The 22,412-nt window shown below is 70.5% G+C and carries 20 protein-coding genes; 11 read left to right on the forward strand and 9 right to left on the reverse strand.

Features of this window, described 5'->3' with window-relative positions:
- Positions 1-29: 29 nt before the first annotated feature.
- From GBN72_RS13915 to GBN72_RS13935, 5 genes are all read left to right on the forward strand, one after another.
- A complete protein-coding gene (locus tag GBN72_RS13915) occupies positions 30-1,166 on the forward strand; it encodes an acyl-CoA dehydrogenase family protein (protein WP_151772109.1) in 1,137 nt (378 codons plus the stop codon).
- Between the two features lie 2 nt (positions 1,167-1,168).
- Positions 1,169-2,221, forward strand: a complete 1,053-nt coding sequence (locus GBN72_RS13920) for an acyl-CoA dehydrogenase family protein (protein WP_151772110.1) — start codon at positions 1,169-1,171, stop codon at positions 2,219-2,221.
- Positions 2,218-3,051 carry an enoyl-CoA hydratase/isomerase family protein gene (locus GBN72_RS13925; protein WP_151772111.1) on the forward strand — a complete coding sequence of 278 codons (834 nt, stop codon included), beginning with the start codon at positions 2,218-2,220 and terminating at the stop codon, positions 3,049-3,051. The genes GBN72_RS13920 and GBN72_RS13925 overlap by 4 nt, the downstream gene beginning before the upstream one ends.
- Complete coding sequence (locus GBN72_RS13930) at positions 3,048-4,214, forward strand: CaiB/BaiF CoA transferase family protein (RefSeq protein WP_151772112.1); 1,167 nt, start codon at positions 3,048-3,050, stop codon at positions 4,212-4,214. The genes GBN72_RS13925 and GBN72_RS13930 overlap by 4 nt, the downstream gene beginning before the upstream one ends.
- A gap of 70 nt (positions 4,215-4,284) precedes the next feature.
- Entirely contained in the window at positions 4,285-5,442 is a 1,158-nt protein-coding gene (locus GBN72_RS13935; RefSeq protein WP_151772113.1) for an acyl-CoA dehydrogenase family protein, read from the forward strand.
- A gap of 588 nt (positions 5,443-6,030) precedes the next feature.
- On the opposite strand, the gene GBN72_RS13940 is transcribed toward GBN72_RS13935, so the two are convergent.
- The 5 genes from GBN72_RS13940 to GBN72_RS13960 all read right to left on the reverse strand — a co-directional run bounded on the left by GBN72_RS13940 (position 6,031) and on the right by GBN72_RS13960 (position 11,805).
- Positions 6,031-7,803, reverse strand: coding sequence for an acetyl/propionyl/methylcrotonyl-CoA carboxylase subunit alpha (locus GBN72_RS13940; RefSeq protein WP_151772632.1), 1,773 nt, complete (start codon positions 7,801-7,803; stop codon positions 6,031-6,033).
- Complete coding sequence (locus GBN72_RS13945) at positions 7,800-8,204, reverse strand: cobalamin B12-binding domain-containing protein (protein ID WP_151772114.1); 405 nt, start codon at positions 8,202-8,204, stop codon at positions 7,800-7,802. Before GBN72_RS13945 ends, GBN72_RS13940 begins: the two co-directional genes overlap by 4 nt.
- A gap of 79 nt (positions 8,205-8,283) precedes the next feature.
- The gene (locus GBN72_RS13950) at positions 8,284-8,487 is read right to left on the reverse strand and encodes an acyl-CoA carboxylase subunit epsilon (protein ID WP_151772115.1); all 204 of its coding nucleotides are present in this window, start codon (positions 8,485-8,487) and stop codon (positions 8,284-8,286) included.
- Positions 8,488-8,506: 19 nt separating this feature from the next.
- Entirely contained in the window at positions 8,507-10,102 is a 1,596-nt protein-coding gene (locus tag GBN72_RS13955) for an acyl-CoA carboxylase subunit beta (protein ID WP_151772116.1), read from the reverse strand.
- A gap of 116 nt (positions 10,103-10,218) precedes the next feature.
- Complete coding sequence (locus GBN72_RS13960; protein WP_151772117.1) at positions 10,219-11,805, reverse strand: acyl-CoA mutase large subunit family protein; 1,587 nt, start codon at positions 11,803-11,805, stop codon at positions 10,219-10,221.
- Between the two features lie 101 nt (positions 11,806-11,906).
- On the opposite strand from GBN72_RS13960, the gene GBN72_RS13965 reads away from it, so the two are divergent.
- Positions 11,907-12,593, forward strand: coding sequence for a TetR/AcrR family transcriptional regulator (locus tag GBN72_RS13965; RefSeq protein WP_151772118.1), 687 nt, complete (start codon positions 11,907-11,909; stop codon positions 12,591-12,593).
- Positions 12,594-12,753: 160 nt separating this feature from the next.
- Here the strand turns inward: GBN72_RS13965 and GBN72_RS13970 are convergent, their stop codons facing one another.
- Positions 12,754-14,211, reverse strand: coding sequence for an MFS transporter (locus GBN72_RS13970; RefSeq protein WP_246212480.1), 1,458 nt, complete (start codon positions 14,209-14,211; stop codon positions 12,754-12,756).
- 159 nt (positions 14,212-14,370) lie between these two features.
- Between GBN72_RS13970 and GBN72_RS13975 the strand changes: the two genes are divergently transcribed.
- From GBN72_RS13975 to GBN72_RS13995, 5 genes are all read left to right on the forward strand, one after another.
- Entirely contained in the window at positions 14,371-14,826 is a 456-nt protein-coding gene (locus tag GBN72_RS13975) for a MarR family winged helix-turn-helix transcriptional regulator (RefSeq protein ID WP_151772120.1), read from the forward strand.
- Between the two features lie 22 nt (positions 14,827-14,848).
- Entirely contained in the window at positions 14,849-15,466 is a 618-nt protein-coding gene (locus tag GBN72_RS13980) for a TetR/AcrR family transcriptional regulator (protein ID WP_151772121.1), read from the forward strand.
- 206 nt (positions 15,467-15,672) lie between these two features.
- Complete coding sequence (locus tag GBN72_RS13985; RefSeq protein WP_151772122.1) at positions 15,673-16,470, forward strand: electron transfer flavoprotein subunit beta/FixA family protein; 798 nt, start codon at positions 15,673-15,675, stop codon at positions 16,468-16,470.
- 54 nt (positions 16,471-16,524) lie between these two features.
- A complete protein-coding gene (locus GBN72_RS13990; RefSeq protein WP_151772123.1) occupies positions 16,525-17,487 on the forward strand; it encodes an electron transfer flavoprotein subunit alpha/FixB family protein in 963 nt (320 codons plus the stop codon).
- A 108-nt stretch (positions 17,488-17,595) separates the two neighbouring features.
- Entirely contained in the window at positions 17,596-18,717 is a 1,122-nt protein-coding gene (locus GBN72_RS13995) for an MBL fold metallo-hydrolase (protein ID WP_218042051.1), read from the forward strand.
- A gap of 19 nt (positions 18,718-18,736) precedes the next feature.
- On the opposite strand, the gene GBN72_RS14000 is transcribed toward GBN72_RS13995, so the two are convergent.
- The 3 genes from GBN72_RS14000 to GBN72_RS14005 all read right to left on the reverse strand — a co-directional run bounded on the left by GBN72_RS14000 (position 18,737) and on the right by GBN72_RS14005 (position 22,130).
- Positions 18,737-20,842: a SpoIIE family protein phosphatase gene (locus GBN72_RS14000; protein ID WP_151772124.1), complete on the reverse strand. Its 2,106-nt coding sequence runs from the start codon at positions 20,840-20,842 to the stop codon at positions 18,737-18,739.
- A gap of 173 nt (positions 20,843-21,015) precedes the next feature.
- Entirely contained in the window at positions 21,016-21,219 is a 204-nt protein-coding gene (locus GBN72_RS35250) for a hypothetical protein (RefSeq protein WP_246212481.1), read from the reverse strand.
- Positions 21,216-22,130: an ISAs1 family transposase gene (locus GBN72_RS14005; RefSeq protein WP_246212482.1), complete on the reverse strand. Its 915-nt coding sequence runs from the start codon at positions 22,128-22,130 to the stop codon at positions 21,216-21,218. The genes GBN72_RS35250 and GBN72_RS14005 overlap by 4 nt, the downstream gene beginning before the upstream one ends.
- Between the last annotated feature and the right edge of the window lie 282 nt (positions 22,131-22,412).

Consider the following 22,412-nt stretch of genomic DNA (forward strand, 5'->3'; position numbering starts at 1 on the left):
CGGGGCGGCACCGTCGATGAGGAAACACGATGAGTTCTCTGTTTGACCTGGAACCCGGCGTCCTGCCGGCGGAGGCCGAGCGCCTACGGGAGGAGGTGCGGGAGTTTTTGGACGCCGAGCGGGCGTCGGGCGGTTTCACCCCGATGAGCGACAGCTGGGTGTTCGGCGGGGACCCGGTCTTCAGCCGCAAGCTCGCCGAGCGCGGCTGGGTGGGCATGACCGTCCCCAAGCAGTACGGCGGTCCGGGCCGTTCGCCCCTGGAGCGGTTCGTCGTCGCCGAGGAACTCCTCGCCGCGGGCGCGCCGATCAGCGCACACTGGGGTTCGGACCGGCAGATCGCGCCCGCGCTGATCACCCACGGCACGAAGGAGCAGCAGGAGCGCTTCCTGCCGGCCATCGTGCGGGGCGAGTGCCTGTTCGCCATCGGCCTGTCGGAGCCGGACTCCGGGTCCGACCTGGCCTCGGTGCGCACCAAGGCCACCCGAACCGAGGGCGGCTGGCTCATCGACGGCACCAAGATCTGGACCAGTGGAGCGCACCATGCCCACGCCGTCCTGGCGTTGGTGCGCACCGGACCGGCCGGTGACTCCCGCCACGAGGGCCTCTCCCAGATGATCGTGGAACTGCCCGGGGACGGCGTCGAGATCCGCCCCATCCGTTCGCTCAACGGCGGCCACCACTTCAACGAGCTCGTCTTCACCAGTGCGTTCGTCCCGGACGCCGACGTGCTGGGCGAGATCGGCAACGGCTGGGCCCAGGTCACCGGCGAACTGGCCTGGGAGCGTTCCGGACCGGAGCGGATGCTCTCCAACGCCGTCCTGCTGCGCCTGTACGCCGCACGCGACGACGCCGATCCTCGTGCCGTCGGCCGCCTGGTCGCCCGCCTCTGGTCGCTGCGCCAGGCATCCGTCGCCGTCGCCGTGCAGCTCACCAAGGGCCGTGCCCCCGAGGTGGCCGCCGCCATGGTCAAGGACCTCGGCACCCGGTGGGAACGCGAGGTGATCGAGGCGGCCCGGGCCACCTCCGTCGAACCCGACCTGACCTCCGACGATCCGTTCGCGCGACTGCTGGGGGAAGCGATCACGGCCTCCCCGACGAACACCCTCCGGGGTGGGACCAACGAAATCCTGCGCGGTGTGATCGCGCGTGCCCTGGGAGTCCGGTGACCATGAACGACGACCTGAAGCTGCTCGAGGCCACGGCGCACGAAATCTTCGCCTCCTACCAGGACCGCCCCGGCCTGTGGGAGGAACTGGAGGAGGCCGGACTGACCCGAGTCGGCATACCCGAGGAACTCGGCGGCAGCGGGGGTGACCTGGAGCAGGCCGCCGTCATCCTGCGCGCGGCCGGCTACCACGCCGCCGAGATTCCCCTCGCCGAGACCCTGTGGCTCGCCGGTCCGCTCCTCGCCTCCGTCGGACTCCACGTCCCGGCAGGCCCGCTGACCGCCGCCCTCCCACTCGACGGCCGGACCACCCTCGCGGCCGAGGGCGACGGCTGGATCCTCGACGGCGTCGTGCGGCGCGTCCCCTGGGCCCGCGGCGCGGCGGCAGTCGCGGTCGTGGCCGGAGGGCGGATCGCCCTGATCGACCCCTCCGCGGACGGCGTCCGCCTCACCGAGCACCGCAACCTGGCCGGCGAGCCCCGCGACGACCTCGCCTTCGACAGGGTCACGGTGTCCGCCGACCGGGTCCGTGAACTCCCGGCCGGCCAGCCGTCGGCTCTGTCCCGCGCCGCGCTGGGCCGCAGCGTCCAGATGAGCGGCGCGGCCCGGCGGGCCGTGGAACACAGCCTGCGCTACGCGGGAGAGCGCAAGCAGTTCGGCCGCGCGATCGGAAAGTTCCAGGCCGTGCAGCAGTACCTGGCCACCATGGCGTCGGAGACCGCGATTCTCGATCTCGGCACACGCTCCGCCGTGACGCTGACGCACACCGGATCCGCCGACGCCGCCCTCGCGATCGCAGCCGACCGGGTCAACGTCTGCCGCGCGGCCGGGGTCGTCACCGACCTGGCCCACCAGGTCCACGGCGCCATCGGCACCACCCACGAGCACGACCTGCGCCGCTCCACCCTGCGCCTGTGGTCCTGGCGCGATGAGTACGGCGACGAGAACCACTGGTCCGACGTGCTGGCGCTGCTGGTGGCCGGCCGCGACCCATGGCACCTGATCACCGACGGCGCTCCCGTCGAAACCACCGCACGGAAGGGCAAGCGCTCGTGAGCACCGAAGAGCTCGTGTACACGGTCGAGGACGGCATCGCCACGCTCCTCCTCAACCGCCCCGACCAGCGCAACGCCTTCACCCTGACGATGATCGACGCCTGGGAGAGGGCCCTTCGCACGGCGGGCGCAGATCCGGAGGTCAAGGTCGTCGTCCTGACCGGTGCGGGAGAGGGCTTCTGCGCCGGCGGCGACATGGACACCGTCGGCGACACCGGGGCGAGCGGCCCGCTGGAGCAGAAGAACACGCTGCACCTGCGGATCCACAAGGTCGCCCGGGCGCTGGAGGACCTGGACAAGCCGGTGATCGCCGCGATCAACGGCGTCGCGGTCGGCGCCGGTCTGGACATGGCCCTGATGTGCGACATCCGTTTCGCCGCCCGCTCCGCCCGCATGAGCGAGGGCTACATCCGCCTCGGGCTGGTGCCCGGTGACGGCGGCGCGTACTTCCTGCCCCGCCTGGTCGGCCAGTCCAAGGCCCTGGAGCTCCTCCTCGGCGGCGAGTTCGTCGACGCCGAGGAAGCCCTGCGCATCGGCATGGTCAATCGCGTCGTCGACGACGCCGACCTGCTCGGGGAGACCTACGCCTTCGCGGCGAAGATCGCCGCCAGGCCGTCCCTGCCCGTGGGCATGATCAAGCGGGCGGTGCGCTCCAGCGACCGCCTCGACATGCGGACCAGCCTGGACCTGATCTCCTCCCACATGGCCGTGGTCATGTCCACCCCCGAGGCTCAGCAGGCCATCGACGCCGTCCGCTCCGCCGTCGTCCGCGACAAGGGCCGGTCTGCCGCTGCCACTCCGCCCGAGGGGACGGAGGCCCGGCGGACATGACTTCCGCCTCCACCCCCGCGCCGTCGGCAGGCCCGCTGGCCGGCTTCCGGGTGATCGAGCTGGGTGGCATCGGCCCCGGGCCGTTCTGCGCGATGCTGCTCGGTGACCTCGGTGCCGAGGTCGTCCGGATCGACCGGCCGGAGGAGGCAGGCAGCGCCCCCTCCCGGGGCATCCTGCACCGCAACCGCCGCTCGATCACCGTCGACCTCAAACAGCCCGCGGGCGTCCGGCTGATCAAGGACCTGGCCGCCGGGGCCGACGTCCTGCTGGAGGGCTTCCGGCCCGGGGTCACCGAACGTCTGGGCCTGGGACCCGACGCCCTGCGAGCGGTCAAGCCGGCCCTGGTGTACGGCCGGATGACCGGCTGGGGTCAGGACGGGCCGCTCGCCCAGGAGCCCGGTCACGACATCAACTACATCGCGCTGACCGGCGCACTCCACGCCATCGGCCCGAAGGGCGGCGATCCCGTCGTGCCGCTCAACCTGGTCGGCGACTTCGGCGGTGGCGGCATGCTGCTGGCCGTCGGCGTGCTGGCCGCGGCTCTCCACGCCCGGGCCACCGGCACGGGGCAGGTGGTGGACGCCGCCATGACCGACGGCTCCGCCCTGCTCCTGGCCCACACCCTCGGCTTCCTCGCCGCGGGGCGGTGGACCACCGAGCGCGGCACCAACATCCTGGACGGCGCCGCTCCTTACTACGCCGTCTACCGCTGCGCCGACGGCGAGCACATCGCCTTCGGCTCCGCGGAGCCGCGGTTCTACGCCACCTTGCTGCGGGTCCTCGGCCTCGCCGGAGACCCGGACTTCACGGTCCAGGACGACCGGGACAAGTGGCCGGTGATGAAGGCCAGGATCGCCCAGGTGGTGGCGGGCCGTACCCGGGACGAGTGGTCCAAGGCGTTCGAGGACAAGGAGGCGTGCTTCGCCCCTGTGCTGTCGATGACCGAGGCCCCCTCCCACCCCCACAACGCGGCCCGCGGCACCTTCCTCGTCGGCGAGGAGGGCGCGATCCAGCCGTCGCCCGCGCCGCGTTTCTCCGCCACTCCCAACGCCGTGCCACGGCCGGCGCGGGTCGTCGGCGCCGACACGGACGCGGTGCTCGCCGCGGCGGGCTACGACGCCGGAAGCATTGCCGCGCTCCGCGCCGCCAACACCGTCGGGTAATGGCTCCCGGCCAGTTCTCCCGACACTCCCTCTCCTCCTCCGATCCATCCTCAGAAGGGACGCATTCGTCATGCGACGCACTGTCTTCAGCGAAGACCACGAGGCCTTCCGCGCCACCCTCCGCGACTTCATCGCCAAGGAGGTCACGCCCCACTACGAGCAGTGGGAGCGCCAGGGCTACGTGCCCAAGGACTTCTACCTGAAGCTCGGCGAGCTGGGCATCTTCGGCATGGAGGTGCCGGAGGAGTACGGCGGCGCCGGCATCACCGACATCCGCTACGACGCGATCCTGCTGGAGGAGCAGAACCGCGCGGCGGTCACCTTCGGCGGTGGCGGGGTCCACGCCGCGCTCTGCCTGGGATACCTCCTCAAGTACGCCACCGAGGAGCAGAAGCACCGCTGGCTGCCCCAGCACATGAGCGGCGAGACGATGTACGCCATCGCGATGACCGAGCCCGGTACCGGCTCCGACCTGGCCGGCATGGTCACCCGCGCCGAGCTGTCGGCGGACGGCACGCACTACGTGCTGAACGGCGCGAAGACCTTCATCACCGGCGGCGCCCAGGCCGACCGGGTGCTGGTGGTCTGCCGGACCTCCCCGGCCCCCGAGGACAACCGCCGCCTCGGGCTGACCATCCTCAATGTCGACGCCCACGCCGAGGGCTTCGCCGTCGGGCGGAAGCTCGAGAAGATCGGCCAGAAGGCCACGGACACCGCCGAACTCTCCTTCACCGACGTCAAGGTGCCTGTCGAGGACCTCCTGGGCGAGGAGGGCAAGGCCTTCTTCTACCTCACCGACAACCTGGTCAAGGAGCGCCTGGTCATCGGCATCGGCGCGGTGGCCTCCGCCTGGGCGGCGATCGAGTTCGCCCGGGACTACACCAAGGAGCGGCTGGTGTTCGGCAAGCCGGTGGCGTCCTTCCAGAACACCAAGTTCGTCCTGGCCGAGTGCGCCGCCGAGGCCGAGGCCGCGCAGGCTCTGGTCGACAAGTCGTTGCAGCTGTACGACACGGGCGAGGTGTCCTCCGCGGACGCGGCCAAGGTCAAGGTCTTCTGCACCGAGGTGGCCGGCCGGGTCATCGACAAGTGCCTCCAGCTGCACGGGGGTTACGGCTACATGTTGGAGTACCCGATCGCCCGTCTGTACGCGTCCACCCGCATCTCCCGTATCTACGGCGGCACCAACGAGGTCCAGAAGTCCGTCATCGCCAAGGACCTCGGTCTGTGACACCCCCTCGGTGGCCCGGACCCCCTCGCGGTCCGGGCCACCGGCGTACCCGGAGCCAGGGCAGGGCGACCAATCCGCTTCCCCCTGGGCGCAGTTGAGCCACTCGTCGTGGCTGCCCCGCCTGAGGGCAACCCTGTGGCCCCCTGACGGACGGTGCTGGTTGTGTTCCTGTCCCGCTCTGCGGGCGGTCGGTCGTGCCGCTGGGCGGAACGGGTGGGCGAAGGGGCCCACGTACTGGGCGAGACGCCTCGCTCCGAGGAACCTCAGCCCCCCTCTGGGAAGGGGGCGGGTCGGGGGAACAGGAGGGTGCTGCCCTCCAGGGCTCAACCTTGCCCGACGCTGCTGCGGGGGTGCGTTCGGTGCCGTCGGCATGCGCACGGTGGGAGCCCCTCGCCGAGGAGGTGCGGGCCCTTCGCCCGCCCGTGCCGCCCCTGGGCGGCCCAGCGCCCGCAGTCGGGCCGGGTCAGTCGTACCCGTCAGGGGCGGTGCGTCGGATGCGTCTGCCAGGGAATGGGGCCCGGGAAACGACGCCGCCCGCGCCGGTGGGGGCGCGGGCGGCGGGTGGGCAGGACCCTGGAATTCTGGGGGTCAGTCCTTGATTTCGCAGATGGGGGCGCCGGAGCTGATGGAGGCGCCGATCTCGGCGGTCAGGCCCTTCACGGTGCCGGAGCGGTGTGCGTTGAGGGGCTGTTCCATCTTCATGGCCTCCAGGACGACGATCAGGTCGCCCTCCTTGACCTCCTGGCCCTCCTCGACCGCGACCTTGACGATCGTGCCCTGCATGGGCGAGGCGAGGGTGTCGCCGGAGGCGGCCGGCCCGGACTTCTTCGCGGCGCGGCGCTTGGGCTTGGCGCCGGCGGCGAGGCCGGTGCGGGCCAGGGACATGCCGAGGGAGGAGGGCAGCGAGACCTCCAGGCGCTTGCCGCCGACCTCGACCACGACCGTCTGGCGGTCGCCGTCCTCGTCGCCCTCGGCGTCGGCCGGGGCCGCGAACGGCGGGATCTCGTTGACGAACTCGCTCTCGATCCACCGGGTGTAGATGGTGAACGGGTCCTTCGAGCCGGTGAGCTCGGGGGCGAACGCCGCATCGCGGACCACCGCGCGGTGGAAGGGGATGGCGGTGGCCATGCCCTCGACCTTGAACTCGTCCAGGGCGCGCGCGGCCCGCTGCAGGGCCTCCTTGCGGGTGCGGCCGGTGACGATCAGCTTGGCCAGCAGGGAGTCCCAGGCGGGGCCGATGACGCTGCCCGACTCCACGCCGGCGTCCAGGCGGACGCCCGGGCCGGACGGCCCCTCGAAGACGGTGACGGTGCCCGGGGCGGGCAGGAAGCCCCGGCCCGGGTCCTCGCCGTTGATGCGGAACTCGAAGGAGTGGCCGCGCAGTTCCGGGTCGCCGTAGCCGAGCTCCTCGCCGTCGGCGATGCGGAACATCTCGCGCACCAGGTCGATGCCCGCGACCTCCTCGGTCACCGGGTGCTCGACCTGGAGGCGGGTGTTGACCTCCAGGAAGGAGATCGTGCCGTCCGCGCCGACCAGGAACTCCACGGTGCCCGCGCCGACGTAACCGGCCTCCTTGAGGATGGCCTTGGACGCGGCGTACAACTCCTCGACCTGCGCCTCGGAGAGGAACGGCGCCGGGGCCTCCTCGACCAGCTTCTGGTGGCGGCGCTGCAGGGAGCAGTCACGGGTGGAGACCACGACCACGTTGCCGTGCTTGTCGGCGAGGCACTGGGTCTCGACGTGACGCGGCTTGTCCAGGTAGCGCTCCACGAAGCACTCGCCCCGGCCGAAGGCCGCGACGGCCTCACGGACGGCGGAGTCGTAGAGCTCCGGCACCTCTTCGAGGGTGCGGGCGACCTTCAGGCCGCGGCCGCCGCCGCCGAACGCCGCCTTGATGGCGATGGGCAGGCCGTGCTCCTTGGCGAACGCCACCACCTCGTCGGCCCCGGACACCGGGTCCGGCGTGCCGGCCACCAGCGGGGCGCCCGCGCGCTGCGCGATGTGACGGGCGGCCACCTTGTCGCCGAGATCGCGGATGGCCTGCGGCGGCGGGCCGATCCAGTTCAGACCGGCGTCGATCACCGCCTGGGCGAACTCCGCGTTCTCGGACAGGAACCCGTAACCGGGGTGGATCGCGTCGGCGCCCGAGTCCGCGGCGGCCTGCAGCACCTTGGCGATGTCCAGGTAGCTGGTCGCCGGGGTGTCACCGCCGAGGGCGAACGCTTCGTCCGCGGCACGCACGTGCAGAGCGTCCCGGTCGGGGTCTGCATACACGGCCACGCTCGCGATACCGGCATCCCGGCATGCCCGGGCGACGCGGACTGCGATTTCGCCACGGTTGGCGATGAGCACCTTGGTCAGCATGTCGGCTCCAGAACGGTGTCGGCGGAAGTGAGCAGGCGGTCGACGGTCCGGACGATGCCGCCCAGGTCGGCGCCCGGCGTGAAGACGGCAGCCACGCCCAGCGCCTTGAGTGCGGCGACGTCGGCCTCGGGGATGATGCCTCCCACCAGCACGAAGGTGTTCCCGGCGTCCTGTTCACGCAGCAGGTCCATCACGCGTCGGGTGATGGTCAGATGGGCGCCGGACAGGATGGACATGCCGAGCAGCGGGACGTCCTCGGCAATGACGCTGGACACGATCTGCTCCGGTGTCTGGTGCAGACCGGTGTAGACGACTTCGTAGCCGGCGTCGCGCAGGGCTCGTGCGATGACCTTGGCTCCACGGTCGTGACCGTCGAGCCCGGGCTTCGCGACGACCACGCGGCCACGTGGTGCGGCAGGTGCGGTCCGGGGGTACTGCGGATGCAATGGTGGCTCCAGTGGGGTGGCTCAGATCGGATCAGAGGGGCAGGGCGGAGGTGCGCCAGGTGGTGGGTCCCGGGCGCCGGACGTGGTGCTTCGGCTCGTTCCAGCAGTTCCACCCGTACGGGGGAGGGGCGGTGCGGGCCTGAAGTGAGGCCGCGGCGAGGGAAGTCAGCAGGGCGACGACGACGGCGACTTCCTCGGGGGTGGGCTGCCCGTGCAGCACACGGATCGGTGCCATGACGACGATGTCCGTTCCTCTACAGGGGGATGTTGCCGTGCTTCTTCGGCGGCAACGACTCGCGCTTGGTGCGCAGCTGCCGCAGTCCCTTCACCACCGTCGCGCGGGTGTCGGACGGCGCGATCACCGCATCGACGTAGCCGCGTTCCGCGGCCACGTACGGGTTGAGCAGGGTGTCCTCGTACTCGGCGATCAGCTTCGCGCGGGTGCCTTCGACGTCCGCGGCCTCCGCGAGGGTGCGTCGGTGCAGGATGTTGACCGCGCCCTGCGCGCCCATCACCGCGATCTGCGCGGTCGGCCACGCCAGGTTGAGGTCGGCGCCCAGGTGCTTGGAGCCCATCACGTCGTACGCCCCGCCGAACGCCTTCCGGGTGATCACCGTGATCAGCGGGACGGTGGCCTCCGCGTAGGCGTAGATCAGCTTGGCGCCGCGGCGGATGATGCCGCCGTACTCCTGGTCCACGCCCGGCAGGAAGCCGGGCACGTCCACGAAGGTCAGCACCGGTATGTTGAAGGCGTCGCAGGTGCGGACGAACCGTGCGGCCTTCTCGGAGGCGTCGATGTCCAGGCAGCCCGCGAACTGCATCGGCTGATTGGCGACGACGCCGACCGGAAAGCCCTCCACGCGGCCGAAGCCGGTGAGGATGTTCGGCGCGAACAGAGCCTGCGTCTCCAGGAACTCCTCGTCGTCGAGAACGCGCTCGACGACCCCGCGCATGTCGTAAGGCTGGTTCGCCGAGTCCGGAACGATCGTGTCGAGCTCCAGATCCTCGTCGGTCGTCGCGAGGTGCGCCTCCTCCGGGAAGACAGGCGCCTCGGAGAGGTTGTTCGACGGCAGGTAGGACAGCAGGGACTTGACGTACTCGACCGCGTCCTTCTCCTCGCCGGCCAGGTGATGGGCCACGCCCGACCGGGAGTTGTGGGTGTGCGCGCCGCCCAGCTCCTCGAAGCCGACGTCCTCGCCGGTCACCGTCTTGATGACGTCCGGGCCGGTGATGAACATGTGCGAGGTCTTGTCCACCATCACGGTGAAGTCGGTGATGGCGGGGGAGTACACCGCACCGCCCGCGCAGGGTCCCACGATCAGCGAGATCTGAGGGATCACGCCGGACGCGTGGGTGTTACGGCGGAAGATCTCGCCGTACATGCCGAGCGCGCTCACGCCCTCCTGGATACGGGCGCCGCCGGAGTCGTTGATGCCGACGACCGGGCAGCCGGTCTTCAGCGCGAAGTCCATCACCTTGACGATCTTCTGCCCGTAGACCTCGCCGAGGGCGCCGCCGAAGACGGTGAAGTCCTGGGAGAACACCGCGACCGGCCGGCCGTCGACGGTGCCGTAACCGGTGACCACGCCGTCGCCGTAGGGGCGGTTCGACTCCAGCCCGAAGTTGGTCGACCGGTGCCGAGCCAGGGCGTCCAGTTCCACGAAGGAGCCCTCGTCGAGCAGCAGGTCGATCCGCTCGCGGGCGGTCAGCTTGCCCTTGGCGTGCTGCTTCTCCACCGCACGCTCCGAGCCGGCGTGCGTGGCCTCGTCATGTCGGCGCAGCAGATCCGCGATCTTTCCCGCGGTGGTGTGGATATCGATCTCGTCGGCCTGGAAGGGCTCGTCCCTCATCACACGTTCCTGTTCTTGTCCATCGGCGCCGCACAGGGGTGCGGCAGGTGTTCGTCACGAGTCACGGAAGGTCACCTCGGTCGCCGGTGCACGTCCCGGCCCCGTGATCTCCCAGGTCAGAAGGCATCGAGGGGGACGTAGGTGCCCCAGACGTCACGCAGGGCGTGGGAGACCTCGCCTCCGGTCGCCCGCAGCCGCAGGGCCTCACGCATCGGGACCATGACGTTGCCGGACCCCTGGGCGGTCGCCCGCAGTTCGTCGAGCGCACGTCGGACGGCTCCGTTGTCGCGCTCCTCACGCAGTGCGGCGAGACGTTCGCACTGGTCGATCTCGATCTGCGGGTCGACGCGCAGCGGCTCGTACGGCTCCTCCTCGTCGAGGGTGTACTTGTTCACTCCGACCACGGTCCGCTCACCGTTGTCGATCTCCAGCGCGACCCGGTAGGCGGAGCGCTCGATCTCGGACTTCTGGAAGCCCTGCTCGATCGCCGCGACCGCGCCGCCCCGGTCCTCGACGGCCCGGATCAGCTCCAGTGCCGCCTCCTCCAGGGCATCGGTCATCGATTCCATGACATAGGACCCCGCGAAGGGGTCGACCGTCCTGGTCACGTCGGTCTCGTACGCGATGACCTGCTGGGTGCGCAGGGCGAGCCGCGCGGCCTTCTGCGTGGGGAGGGCGATGGCCTCGTCGTAGGAGTTGGTGTGCAGGGACTGGGTTCCGCCGAGGACCGCGCCCAGGCCCTGCAGCGCGACCCTGACGAGATTCACCTCGGGCTGCTGCGCCGTCAGCTGGACGCCGGCGGTCTGGGTGTGGAAGCGCAGCATCTGCGACTTCGGGTTCCTGGCGTGGAACTCCTCGCGCATGATCCGTGCCCAGATGCGCCGGGCGGCACGGAACTTCGCGATCTCCTCCAGGAGGGTGGTGCGCGCGACGAAGAAGAACGACAGGCGCGGGGCGAAGTCGTCGACGTCGAGACCCGCGGCGATCGCGGTGCGGACGTACTCCTTGGCGTTGGCCAGGGTGAACGCGATCTCCTGCGCGGGTGTCGCCCCGGCCTCGGCCATGTGGTAGCCGGAGATGGAGATGGTGTTCCAGCGCGGCATCTCCTTGTGGCAGTAGGCGAAGATGTCGCTGATCAGTCGCAGGGACTGCTGCGGCGGGTAGATGTACGTGCCGCGGGCGATGTACTCCTTGAGTACGTCGTTCTGGATCGTGCCGGTCAACCGGCTCCCGGCGACGCCCTGCTCGGCCGCCACCAGTTGGTACATCAGCAGCAGGGTCGACGCGGGAGCGTTGATCGTCATCGACGTGGACACCTTGTCCAGCGGCAGGCCCTGGAACAGCGTCCGCATGTCGTCGACCGAGTCGATCGCCACACCGACCTTGCCCACCTCGCCCCGGGCGACCGCCTCGTCGGAGTCGTAGCCCATCTGCGTCGGCAGGTCGAACGCCACGCTCAGTCCGCCGGTGCCGGCACCCACCAGCTCGTGGTAGCGCTCGTTCGACTCCTTCGCCGTCCCGAAGCCGGCGTACTGGCGCATGGTCCACGGCCGGCCGGTGTACATCGACGGGTACACGCCCCGGGTGAACGGATACCGCCCCGGGGCGCCGAGCTTGACCTCGGGGTCGAAGCCCGCCAGCGCCCATCCGTCGTAGACCGCCTGTATCGGCAGGCCGGACTCACTACGCGCAACCGAACTCACGCCGAACCTCCTCTGGTACTCAATCCCATCGAGACGGTACTCAGTACCATGTCGATGGGCAAGTGGCCTCCGGAGGCCGGGACGGGTAAGGATGGGCGATCATGAGTAAGCCGACCGCGCGGACCCGACTCGCAGACGCCGCGTTCGCGCTCTTCGACGAGCGTGGTTACGAGCAGACGACCGTCGACGACATTGCCGAACGGGCCGGACTGGGGCGGACGACGTTCTTCCGGCACTACCGGTCCAAGGAAGACGTCATCTTCCCGGACCACGATCAACTGCTGGAGGCCATCCGGGACCGCCTGGCGACGTCCAGCGAGGCCACCGCCCTGGTCGCGGTCTCGGACGCGGTGCGACTGGTCCTCCACCACTACTTGGAGGAGGGCGAACTGGCGCGCCGCCGCTACAAGCTGACCAGCAGGGTCGCGGCCCTGCGTGATCGCGAGATCGCGAGTGTGGCCCGCTACCAGCGCCTCTTCCGCGAGTTCATCGCCCACTGGATGGGGAGCGGGGAGAGAACCGCTTCGCTGAGGGCGGAGCTCATGGCCGCCTCGGTCGTCTCGGCGCACAACCACGTCCTGCGGCGATGGCTGCGGGGCGAGTGCGCGGACCCCGTGGGCGAGGTCGACGAGGCCATGCGTGAGGTGGTCGCGCTCTTTCCGCACCCCGGCGCGCCGGTACCTGCGGGAACCGGAACCACCGTCGTCGCCTTCCGTAGCACGCAGGACCTGGACGCGCTGTTGCCGGCGCTGCGACGTGTCATCGCCGACGAGGGCGCGGTCGGCTGAGGCGCGTTCTGGTGAACGCCGCCCCGTGGCGACCGGTGGCGGTCTGCCAGGTCTGCCAGGTCTGCCGGGTCTGCGGTCTCGCTCGGTCGTGGTCCCGGGCGAGGTTCGGCTCGACACGCTGTGTGTCGCCCGCGTGCCGAGCCGAACGCAGGCCGGCCGGTCAGCCCTCGACTGATACGGGAGCCGGGCTCGGCGCGGCCGTCGCTCGGGTGTGCCCCGCCCGGGGGGTCCGGGGGAGGGCGGCGGCGAACACCGCGGCGATCACGCCGACGGCGCAGCCGATCGACAGGCCCCAGCGGAAGCCTTCCTCCGAGACGAGGGTGTGGCCGGCACCGACGGAAGACATGGTCATCTGCGCGAGGACGACGCCGATCACGGCGGCGCCCACCGACGCGCCCAGCGAGCGCATCAGCGAGTTGAAGCTGTTGGCCGCGGAGGTCTGGCTGCGGGGGACGACGCCCATGATGAGGGAGGGCATGGCGCCGTAGGCGATGCCCACGCCGGCCTTGATGATCATGTGCGCCGCCATCAGGCCCGGAGCCGTGCCCATCAGGAGCAGCGCCGCGAGGTACCCGACCGCGATGATCGCCGCCCCCACCATCAGCGTGAACCTGGCCCCGCGGGAATCGATGAGCCTGCCGCCGACCGGGGAGAGGAAGACCTGGATCAGGCCGCCGGGAAGCATCCACAGACCTGCGGCGAGCATGGACTGGCCGAGGCCGTACCCGGTCCCGGTGGGCAGCATCAGGATCTGCGGAGTGAGCAGCATCGTCGCGCACATGCCGATGCCGGTGAAGACGGACGCGGCGTTGGTGAGAAGTACCTGACGGTGCACCGTCGTACGGAGGTCCACCAAGGGCTCGGAGGTCCGCAGTTCCCACCAGCCCCAGGCCAGGAGCGCGATCACCGCGATCGAGAAGCAGGCCAGGGTCGAGGCGGCGGACCAGCCCCAGGTCGCTCCCTTCGACACGGCCAGCAGGAAGCAGAGCAGGCCGGCGCCGAGCGCCACGGTGCCGAGCAGGTCGAAACGCTGCCCGCCGGCCCCGGGGGTGTCTCTGGGTACGGCCTTGAGGATGACCAGCGCGAGAAGCAGGCCGAACACGGCGATCGCCCAGAACATCACGCGCCAGCTGGTGAACTGGGCGATCGCGGCCGCCACCGGCATGCCCAGGCCGCTGCCGATACCCAGTGAGGCGCTGATCAGGGCGACGGAGGTGCTGAGCCTTTCCGGGGGCACGATGTCGCGCAGCAGGGAGACGCAGAGCGCGACGATGCCCAGAGCCATGCCCTGCAGGCCACGTCCGATGATCATCGGCCAGACCGAGGTGGCCAGCGCGCAGACGATCGACCCGATCACCAGAGGGGCGATGCAGACGAGGATCATGCGGCGTTTGCCGATCATGTCCCCCAGGCGGCCCGCGACCGGGGTGAAAATCGCGGCGACCAGCAGGGTGACCGTGACGGCCCACGCGGTGTCGGACGGATCGGCGTGGAAAATGCGCGGCAGGTCGGCGAGCAGCGGCGTGATCAGCGTCTGCATCATCGCCGCGACCGTGCCCACGAGTGCGAGCGTGGCTACCACCACGTTCGTGCGCGGGGCACCGGGAGTGCTGTTCAAAGGGGGTCTCTCCTCGGAGAACGAGTGGACGAAGGGGTGCGGAGACGTCCGTGGCCAAGCCCGGACCCAGATTTGTATAGTACAAACGCATTGCATCTACCAATCCGATCTCGCGGGCGTGCGGCATGCGAGGATGGGATCCGAGGATGCGAGGAAGGTATGGCGAGGGCGACCGACGAGCTCGTTTACGAGCACATGCTGCTGATCCGGTACACCTTGCACGACATGGCGTCCCGGCAGCCCCGGCCGCTGGAGCGCAGCGCTTACGTGCTGCTCAGTCGTCTCGAGGCGCAAGGGCCGATGTCGGTGGGGGAGCTGAGCGACGCCTTCGAACTGGACGTCTCCACGGTCCACCGCCAGACGACGGCGGCCATGAAGTCGGGCCTGGTCGAGCGTATCGCCGACCCCGGTGGCGGCATGGCGCGCAAATTCCGGATCACCGAACTCGGCGAGCGTCAGCTGCGCGAGCAGCAGCTCGTACTGCGCGAACGCTTCGACGCGATGCTCGAGGACTGGTCGGACGAGGATGTCGCCGCCTATCTGACCTATCTGCGCCGCTTCAACACGACGGTCGAGCATCGACGCGGACGCGCCTGGCCGAGGCCGCTTTCGTGACCAGGTGAAGGATCATTGGGTCATGACTGAGCCCCGACCCACCGCCGGACGTCCACGTGACAGCGACGTGGACCGGCGTGTCGCGGACGCCGCCGTAGGGCTCTTCGGCGAGAACGGCTGGAAGTCCTTCAGCATCGAGGCGGTGGCCCGTCGCGCGGGTGTCGGCAAGGCGTCCGTCTACCTGCGATGGAGCAGCAAGGAGGAGCTGCTGGCCCAGGCCCTCCGGATGCGCCTCGCCACGGTGGCCGACGTGGACACCGGCGCCGTCCGAGGCGATCTGGTCGCTCTCGTGCGGCAGTTGGTGGAAAGGTACGCCGGTGACCACGGGATGGCGGTCCTGCGCCTCAGTCTGGAGGCCAGAACGATCCCCGAGCTGGCGGAGCGTCACCAGGAGGACCTCCAGGCCCAGATCTTGGCCGCGCGTGCCGTCGTCCGGCGCGGCATCCGCCGCGGGGAGCTGCCCGAGGGCACCTCGGTGACCTTCCTGCTGGACGCGTTGTGCGGCGGCGCCATGAACCACTGCCTCGCCACGCCGCCCGAGCGGCGGGCGGGACTGGTCGACGCCGCGGGGGAGTACGCCGAACGCTTCGTCGACTTCGTCCTCGCATCGGTGCTCGTCGGGAAGGGTCGGCCGCGCTGATCGCGGCCGACAGCTGCGTCGGCCCCGGCGTGAACCGGCGTGTGGGTGTGACGGAGCCCTTATTGCTGAACGCCTCCTGTCCGATTTACAGTCCCATTGCGGACGGTGGCCGTTCACATATTCCGCGGGCCGGAGCAGGTGCCTCGCCGCATCGCTCAATCCAGGGCGTTCGCCCTCGATCCCCTTGACGTACAGGAAGATCACGCATGAGTTTCAAGATCGTCGCCCTGGTGAAGTACGTGCCTGACGCCACCGGCGACCGGCACTTCGCAGACGACCTGACCGTCGACCGCGACGATGTCGACGGTCTGCTGTCGGAGCTGGACGAGTACGCCGTCGAGCAGGCGCTGCAGATCGCCGAAGGCCGCCGGCAGGGAGGGGACGACGCCGAGGTCACCGTGCTCACGGTCGGCCCCGAGGACGCCAAGGACGCGCTGCGCAAGGCGCTGTCCATGGGCGCGGACAAGGCCGTTCACGTCGAGGACGACGACCTGCACGGCACCGACGCCATCGGTACCTCCCTGGTGCTCGCCAAGGCGATCGAGAAGGCCGGCTACGACGTGGTCATCTCCGGCATGGCCTCCACCGACGGCACCATGGGCATCGTGCCCGCGCTGGTCGCCGAGCGCCTGGGCGTCCCGCAGGTCACCCTGCTGTCCGAGATCGCGGTCGAGGACGGCAAGGTCACCGGCCGCCGTGACGGCGACGCCGCCTCCGAGCAGCTCGAGGCCTCCCTCCCGGCCGTCGTCTCCGTCACCGACCAGTCGGGCGAGGCGCGCTACCCGTCCTTCAAGGGCATCATGGCCGCGAAGAAGAAGCCGGTCGAGTCCTGGGACCTGTCCGACCTCGACATCGAGGCCGAGGAGGTCGGCCTGGAGGGCGCGTACACCAAGGTCGAGTCCGCCGACGCGCGTCCGGCCCGCACCGCCGGCACGATCGTCAAGGACGAGGGCGAGGGCGGCAAGCAGCTCGCCGCCTTCCTCGCGGGCCAGAAGTTCATCTGATCCGCCCCAGCTGACCGCCCCTCAGACTTCGCAAATCCGCAGGAGTGCATTCCCATGGCTGAAGTTCTCGTCTACGTCGACCACGTCGACGGCGCCGTCCGCAAGCCCACCCTCGAGGTCCTGACGCTGGCCCGCCGCATCGGCGAGCCGGTCGCCGTCGCCCTCGGCGCCGGTGCCGCGGCCACCGCCGCCACCCTCGCCGAGCACGGCGCGGTGAAGGTCCTCACCAACGAGGCCGCCGAGCTCGCCGACTACCTGGTCGTCCCGAAGGTCGACGCCCTCCAGGCCGCCTACGAGCAGGTGTCCCCGGCCGCCGTGCTGCTGCCGACCTCCGCCGACGCCAAGGAGATCGCGGCCCGCCTGGCGCTGCGCATCGATTCCGGCATCATCACCGACGCCGTCGACGTCGAGGCCGGCGCCGACGGCCCGGTCGCGACCCAGTCGGTGTTCGCCGCTTCCTTCACCACCAGGTCCGTGGTCGCCAAGGGCACCCCGGTCATCACCGTGAAGCCCAACTCGGCCCCGGTCGAGGCCGCCCCGGCCGCCGGTTCGGTCGAGGAGCTTTCGGTGACCTTCTCCGCCCTGGCCACCGGCACCAAGGTCGTCTCCCGTACGCCGCGGCAGTCGACCGGCCGCCCCGAGCTGACCGAGGCCGCCATCGTGGTCTCCGGCGGCCGCGGTGTGAACGGCGCCGAGAACTTCGGCATCATCGAGGCGCTCGCCGACGAGCTCGGCGCCGCGGTGGGCGCGTCCCGTGCCGCCGTCGACGCCGGCTGGTACCCGCACACCAACCAGGTCGGCCAGACCGGCAAGTCGGTCTCCCCGCAGCTGTACATCGCCAACGGCATCTCCGGCGCCATCCAGCACCGCGCCGGCATGCAGACCTCGAAGACCATCGTGGCCGTCAACAAGGACGCCGAGGCCCCGATCTTCGAGCTCGCCGACTACGGCGTCGTCGGCGACCTCTTCCAGGTCGTCCCGCAGCTCACCGAGGAGATCAAGGCCCGCAAGGGCTGAACGCCCCCTCGGGCACGAACGGCCCGGGCCGTCGGACGAGACCAGGGCAGACCGATCCGGGCCGCGGCCGTGTGCCGTGGCCCGGTCGACAACGGAGAGCGGGGAGCCTTGCGCGGAGCAGACGTGGACAACCGGCCGGACCCGGGTGTCCCCTTCGAGGTCACGGGCGGCCGGCAGAAGGCCGCCTGGGCGGAACGGCTGCTTCCACCGGTCGAGCAGCTGGCCGGCGACATCTGGTCGGTACCCGTCCCGATTCCGCGCAACCCCCTGCGGTACACGCTCAGTTACCTGATCCCGGGTGAATCCGGACTGGTGGTCGTCGACCCTGGCTGGGACAGTGCGGAAGGTTGGGACGCCCTGTGCCGAGGCCTCACCGAGGCCGGAGCGAGTCCCGCAGATGTGACCGGCGTCGTGGCGACTCATGTGCACGCCGATCACCACGGCATGACCGGCCGTCTCAAGGCGGCCTCCGACGCCTGGGTGGCCATGCACCCTGCCGAACGCGACAGTCTTCCGCACCACACGGTCCCGCAAGGAGAGGTTGGCGGGGCGCAGTCGCCGACGGACCCGATCGGCGCCCGGCTGCGTGAGGCCGGAGCGTCCGCGAACGACGTGCGGGACCTGACCGGCCTGCCGGACGGGCAGTCTGCGGCGCCCCGCGTCGACCTGGCCGCCCCCGACATCCTGCTGGAGGACGGCGACCACCTCCCGCTCCGTGGACGCGACGTCGTCACGGTGTGGACTCCGGGCCACACCCCGGGACACATCTGTCTGGCGGAAAGCTCGGCCGGCGTGATCCTCACCGGCGACCACGTGCTGCCCCGCATCACCCCGAACATCGGTCTGCACGGTCGGCGCCCCGGTCAGGCGCCCCTGGCCGAGTTCCTCGCCTCCTTGAAGCGTCTCGCCGCCTGGGACGACCACGAGGCGCTGCCCGCCCATGAGTACCGGTTCCGCGGACTGGCCCGGCGCACCGACGAGTTGCGCGCCCACCACTCCCGGCGCCTGGAGGAAATCCTCTTCGTCGTGGAGGAGTCCTTCCGTCCGACCCTTTGGGAGGTGACCGCACGCCTGTCCTGGTCCCGCCCCTGGGACCAGGTGGGACGGATGAGAGTAGCGGCGCTGATGGAGACCGCGGCGCACGTCGACCATCTCGTCGACGCTGGCCTCCTCACCCGGTGTGGCGGGGAGGGACGGCCGATCAGGGTCGCGCGGCCGGGGCCCGGCTGAGACCGCGCCCGGAAGCGTCTCACGTCCACGACGGCCGCCCGGCCTCGGTCAGAGCGAGGTCGACCCAGAGGGTCTTTCCCCGCTCCGTCTGCCGCACCCCCCAGCTCCGGCCCAGCACGCCCACCAGATACAGTCCCCGGCCGCCCTCGTCCGTGTCCTCGGCGATCCGCAGGTGCGGCGCGGCGCTGTTGGAGTCCGAGACCTCACAGATCAGCGTCTCCGTGCGTAGGAGCCGCAGAGTGATCTCCCCCTCGGCGTACCGGACCGCGTTGGTGACCAGTTCGGTGACGATGAGCTCGACGGTCGGTGCCACGTCGTCGAGCCCCCACCGGGTCAGCTGCTCCAACGCGGCACGGCGGGCGTCCTTCGCGCTGCGGGGATCGTCCGGGAAGACCCAGGTGGAGATGTGCAGCCCTGGTTCCAGCAGGCGGGTACGGGCGAGCAGCAGCAGGGCGTCGTCGGTCAGCTCCTGCGGCAGGAGATCGCTCACGATGTTGTCGCACGCCGTACGCAAGGGGAGCGCGCGTTGCTCCGACAGGAGGTGGGCGAGCACCACGTCTCCCTCCTCACGGTCGCCCATCAGCCCTCGGCTGTACAGTGCCAGCACGCTTCCCGGGGGCAGCTCGTGCCGGGCCGTGGAATACGATCCGGACCCCCGGCCCAGCTCGGCGCCCGGCACCAGATCCAGCACGCGGGGAGGGGTGTCGGGCGAAGCCAGCACGGGCGGGGCGTGAGCCGCGGCGGCGGCCTCGCAGCTCCCGTTCACGGCGTCGTACACCACGTAGAGGCAGGAGGCCGCCAACGTACTGTCCGCCGACCGCTCCACGGGCTCGGACGGTGCGGGACGCCCCGCCTGCTCGAAAGCGAGGCGGGTGGCCAACCTGTCGAGCCTGCTGAGCAGTTCCGACGGATCGAGGTCGAGGGCGGAGAAGGCGTGCACTGCCGTGCGCAGTTGCCCCATGGTGGTCGCCGCACGGAGTCCCTCGCCGCGGACCTCGCCGGCGACCAACGCCACGCGGGCGCCGGACAGGCGGATGACGTCGTACCAGGTGGCACCGCTCGCACCGGGCAGGTGCGTGTGGACTGCTTCGACCGCCACGGAGGAGGGCAGCCGCTGCGGCAGCAGTTCGTGCTCGGCGATTCTGGCCACCGTGTGCTCGCGCGTGTACAGACGGGCGTTGTCGAGGCAGAGCGCCGCGTGGGAGGCCAGTTCGACGGCGAGTTCGGCGTCCTCGGCGGAGAACGGTTGGGGAGTGCTCGCCCGGCAGAAGACCGCCAGCCCCAGCACCACGCCTCGGGCGGCCAACGGCACGACGAGGAGGGAATGCACCCCGGACTCCCGGACGGCCTCCGCATGATTGGGGTTCCTCGACAGCCAGGCGACGTCAGCGCGGAGGAAGGGCAGGACGCGAGGCTCGAGGTCGGCAAGAGCGAGTGCCAGGGGAGTGCCGCGCCTCATCAGCCGCACACTGCCGACTTCATGGGGCGGGTGTGGCATCGGCAGTCCCGAGTAGGCGAACCCGGCCCTCCAGACGGTGGCGGGCTCGGTAATGGGCCCGGGAGCGGGTGCCTCTCCGTGCAGCACGGAGTCGAGGACGTCGACTGTCACGGCGTCCGCCAGGGTCGGAACCGCTACCTCGGTCAGTGTCTGAGCGGTCTGGAAGACGCTGAGTGAATCGCCGAGTCCGGATTTCGCCCGGTCGAGCAGAGCGCGCCGTTCCGCCTGCTCGTCGGCGGTGCGGTCCACGACTGCCAGGGCGAGACCGGCCAGGGAGCCGTCGGCATCGCGCAAGGGCACGACGGTCAGCTCGAGGGGCACGGACCGGCTGCCGTCCTCTCCGGCGGGGAGACGGAACCCTACGTCGTGGACGGCTTCCCCGCCGGTGGCGACGCCGCGCAACAGGCTGAGCACCTGGGGGTCGGACAACCCACGGCCGAGCCAGCGGCGCCGCGTGGCCTCCAACTCGGCAGCAACGGAACGCCCAGGCCGGAAGTGTCCTCGGCGGAGATCGGGTTCCAGAACGTGCAGGCCCACCAGCGGGCCACCGGCCAGGGCTTCGAACATGCCCAGGACCACGCCGTCGGCCGAGCGCGCGAGCGACTCCGCTGCTCCTGAGGAATCCACGGCTACACGTCTCCTGGAGGTGGTGCTGCGCAGACGTCGGCGATCGCTTCCCGTTTCTCCGATGCTAGGAGCGGAGCGGGCGGCACGCTCCTCCGCTGCGCCGAATGGAGCAGCGCCCCGGGGACCGTGCCGCGTGGAAGGATGCGTCCATCGGCACCGACATCAGGGCTTGGTCAAGTTCCCTGACTGTCGGGGTTGTTGGTGGTGCCCAGGAGTGGGAGGGCTCGTTCGGGCTGGTCGCGGATTGCCCGGGTGGTCTTGGCGATGTTGTCGGCTCCGAGAATCTTGAGCACGCCGATGGCGAGGTTGCGGAGGGTGGCCATGGCGCGGGGTGCGGTGCCGGTGTGGACGGTGGAGGCGTCCTCGGCGAAGGTCACGTCTTCGACATGGTGCAGGGCTTCCACCGCCCAGTGGCCTTGGATCGCGGCGGCGAGTTCGGCCGGGGTGGTCTGGTGGGCGTCGAGGTCGGTGACGGCGTAGACGGTCTCGCGGCTCTCGCGTCGGCCGGTCTGTTTGCGGCGTCGGTGGACACGGAGGGCGAGGCGGGCGTGGGGGAAGGCGATGCCGCCGAGTTCGTCGGCGATGCCGCACGTCTTGATCGAGCGGGACTCTTGTCGGCCGTGGCCGATGGAGGAGGCGGTGTGCTGGAGGGGACGTCCTGCCAGGGCAGGTCGGCGAGTTGACGGTGTGCCGTCGCTTGATTGGCCTTGATCACCGCGATGTAGTGGGCTTTCTTGACCTCGACCAGCCAGGTGACGTTCGCCTTCACCGAGTGCAGCGCGTCGAAGGTGACCAGGGCTCCGTCCAGGTCCAATGGCTCGAGCAGGGGCTGGAAATGCGCGGTCTCGTTCGTTTTCGCGTCGACCTCCGTCTGGGCGAGGGTCACGGCCTGGTGGTGGGTGACCGCTGCAAGCAGGTGCCTGCGGCCGACGGACAGACGGGCCGAGCCCTTCAGCTCCTTGCCGTCGACAGCGATCACGCGGCGCTGCCCGGCCCCGGCCTGGGCGTCGTCGTGCCGGCCGGCGAGAAAAGCGCCGACCGCTTGGTCGAGGGCGTCACCGTCGACGGCTGCCGGCACCCGGCCGATGGTGGTCCGCGAAGGGGCACGACGCCACGTGAGCGGATGGCGGCGGATGCCGACGGCTGCCAGCACGGCGCCCGAGGCACGCTGGGCCCATTCGGCGATCTCGTCGACGCTCCTCGCTCCCGAGACGGTCGCACAGGCGCAGACGAGAAGGATCGCGGTCTGCGAGTACCAGCGGCCCCGCCGCTCTCGCGGGTCGGGCACCGACTCCAGGAAAGATCGCAGGTCAGCGACGTGACTGGCATCCAGGGAGCCCAGCTTCTCCAGGACCGCGGGGGATGGGAGAGGATGCAGCGGCAGGCACGGGCCACCTCGTGATCGTTGAGCGTAGACACCCCAATGATCACCAGGCCCGTGCCTGCTCTGCTATGCACCCCAACAGGTCACCACCTGACCAACCACCCGACCCGAGAACTTGACCAAGCCCTGACCAGGGTAAACACGGCAGGTCCGGTACATCGTGGGGGTTGGTCCGGGCCCGCCCCA

This window comes from Streptomyces abyssomicinicus (genome assembly GCF_008974245.1).
In the GTDB taxonomy this organism is placed as follows: Bacteria; Actinomycetota; Actinomycetes; order Streptomycetales; family Streptomycetaceae; genus Streptomyces; species Streptomyces abyssomicinicus.